The sequence below is a fragment of the Kitasatospora putterlickiae genome (assembly GCF_039527695.1).
GTDB classification, from domain to species: Bacteria; Actinomycetota; Actinomycetes; order Streptomycetales; family Streptomycetaceae; genus Kitasatospora; species Kitasatospora putterlickiae.
Genome location: NZ_BAAAKJ010000019.1, coordinates 45,367 through 48,001 on the forward strand (window position 1 = coordinate 45,367; position 2,635 = coordinate 48,001).

2 protein-coding genes are annotated in these 2,635 nt (G+C 74.1%); one reads left to right on the top strand and one right to left on the bottom strand.

What is annotated here, in order from left to right; translation table 11 throughout:
- Positions 1 to 104: 104 nt before the first annotated feature.
- Positions 105 to 1,076: a GlxA family transcriptional regulator gene (locus tag ABD308_RS02190; RefSeq protein WP_344324614.1), complete on the top strand. Its 972-nt coding sequence runs from the start codon at positions 105 to 107 to the stop codon at positions 1,074 to 1,076.
- 14 nt (positions 1,077 to 1,090) lie between these two features.
- Here the strand turns inward: ABD308_RS02190 and ABD308_RS02195 are convergent.
- Positions 1,091 to 2,635: amidohydrolase (locus ABD308_RS02195; RefSeq protein ID WP_344324617.1), on the bottom strand; the 1,545-nt coding region annotated here is incomplete at its 5' end.

A 2,635-nucleotide genomic window follows, 5' to 3' on the forward strand; every position in this document is an offset into this window, starting at 1 on the left:
AACCAGCCTGCGACACCCCCGCCACCGAGGGCCGGGCCCGCCGCCATCCATGTCCGGAATCCTTGGATACGTGTCCTTCGGACGGATTCTGTAGGATCGCGGCCATGACAGCAGGTACTCGCCGTCGTGTCGTGGTCGTGGCCTACGACGACGCGGAACTCGTGGAGATCGCCTGCGTGACCACCGCCCTCGACGGAGCGAACCGCCTCGGTGCGGGTCCGCCCTACGAGACCTGCCTGGTCACGCCACAGGGACGTCCGGTGCGCTGCGCCTCGGGGCTGGTCGTGGCGGCGCAGGCACCGCTGGAGCGCACCCGCGGACCGGTCGACACGCTGCTGGTCGTCGGCGGCCCCGGCCACACCGCGGCGGCCCTGAACGGCTCGCTGGTCGGCCATGTCCGCCGCCTGGCCGGCGTGAGCCGCCGGGTGGCGTCGGTGTGCACGGGCGCCGGCGTGCTGGCCCGGGCGGGACTGCTCGACGGACGGCGTGCCACGACCCACTGGGCGTTCGCCGAGGAGATGGCGCGGAACTACCCGGCCGTCGACGTCGACGCCACTCCGCTGTACCTGCGCGACGGGCACGTCTGCACCTCGGCCGGGGTCACCGGAGCGCTCGACCTCACCCTCGCCTTCGTCGAGGAGGACCACGGCCCGGCCCTGGCGCGGTCGCTGGCCCGTCAGATGGTGACCTACCTCCAGCGGTCCGGCAACCAGGCCCAGATCAGCACCTTCGTCAACGCGCCGGCCCCGGACCACCGGACCGTGCGGCGGACCGTCGAGCACATCACGGAGCACCTGGACGGCGACCTCGGCACGACGGCGCTCGCCGAACTCGCGGGGGTCAGCGCGCGTCATCTGGCCCGGCTGTTCCTCGGCCACGTCGGGCGCACCCCGGCGCAGTTCGTCCGGCTCGCCCGCGCCGAGGCGGCCGCGCACCTCCTCGTCTCCACGACCCTGCCGCTGGCGTCGGTCGCCAGGCGCTGCGGGTTCAGCTCCGCCGAGACGATGCGGCAGGTCTTCCTGGACCACTACGGGACCACGCCCAGCCAGCACCGCACGGTCCACGGACCGGTGTGAGCCGTGGCCCCCCGTCAGGCGTTCGCGTCGTAGACCCGGGCGCCGCGCAGATAGGTCTCCAGCACGGTCGTCTCGTGGATCCGGTGGGTGTCGACGTCGAACAGGTTCTGCGAGAGGACGACGAAGTCCGCGGACTTGCCGACCTCGATGCTGCCGACCCGCTCGCCGAGACCCATCGCCTCGGCCGGGCGCCGGGTGAAGCTGAGCAGCGCCTCCCGCAGCGTGAGCGCCTGCCCGGGATTGACGGCGTCCTCGCTCCCGCCCGGCGCGCGCCGGGTGACCATCGTCTCGATCCCGGTCCAGGTGTGCGGCAGCGGGGCCCCGGCGGGCCAGTCGGAACCGGCGGCGACGGTGGCCCCGGAGGCCACGAGGTCCGCGAGCGGCCAGGCCCGGTCGATGACCTCGGCCGGGACGCAGGCGGCCAGGACGTCCTGGATCATGCTCGGGTACCACAGGTAGGGCGAGGCGTCGGCGACGACGTCCAGCTCGGCGAACCGCCGGACGTCGGACGGGGCGACGTACTCGGTGTGCGCGATGTGGAAGACCGGCCGCGACCCGTGCCGTTCGCGGACGACCGCGATCGCGTCCAGCGCCAGCCTGGTCGACGCGTCCCCGGCCGCGTGGAGCTTCACCCCGCGCCCGGCGGACACCGCCCGCTCCAGTTCCTCGACGAGCCCGTCCAGGTCGTAGAGGCACTCCCCGGACTCGGGTCCGTGGGCGGCGCACGGGTGCGGGAGGTAGGGGTCCAGCATCGCGGCGGTCCGGGTCATGGGGACGCCGTCGAGGAACACCTTGACGAAGCCCACGTGGAGCAGCTCGGAGCCGAACCGCCCGGAGAGCTCCAGCAGCTCCTCGCCGCTGATGCCGGGTTCCGCGAGCAGCGGCCGGGCCACCGTGGAGGCCACCACCCTGAGGGTGAGCGCGCCCTCGGCCTCCAGCGCCGAGAACGTGCGCAGGGCCGGTTCCATGGTCGCGGCGTCGCAGGCGGTGGTGATCCCGTACCGGTTGCAGATCCGCGCGGCGGTCGTGAAGGTGACGCGGTGGCGCGCCTCGGGGTCCTCGACGCTCTCGGCGAACGCCACCTCCGCGGCGCGGGACGCCTGCTCCCACAGCACGCCGGTCAGGCGGCCCGCCCCGTCGCGGACGAACGTCCCGCCCTCGGGGTCGGGCGAGTCCTCGGTGACGCCCATCGCCTTCAGCGTGGCGCTGCTGACCCACCTGTTGTGCTGGGTGTCGTCCTTGAGCACCACGGGCCGCCCGCCGGCCGCCCGGTCGAGCGCGGCGAGCATCTCGACGGTCGCGAGCCGCTCCATCGTCGGCGAGCCGACGAGGCCGCCGGTGATCCACTCGTCGGGCCCCAGCGTCGCCGCGTGCGCCGCGACGGCCCGGCAGATCTCCTCGGGCGAGTAGTGCGGCGGGATCGGGAGGTCCCAGGCCACCGACGCCCCGCCCAGCGCGAGATGGGTGTGGACGTCGCAGATGCCAGGCATGACCATCCGGCCGTCCGCGTCGACGATGGCGGTGTCCGGGCCGGCCAGCCGGGCGATGTCCGCGGAGCC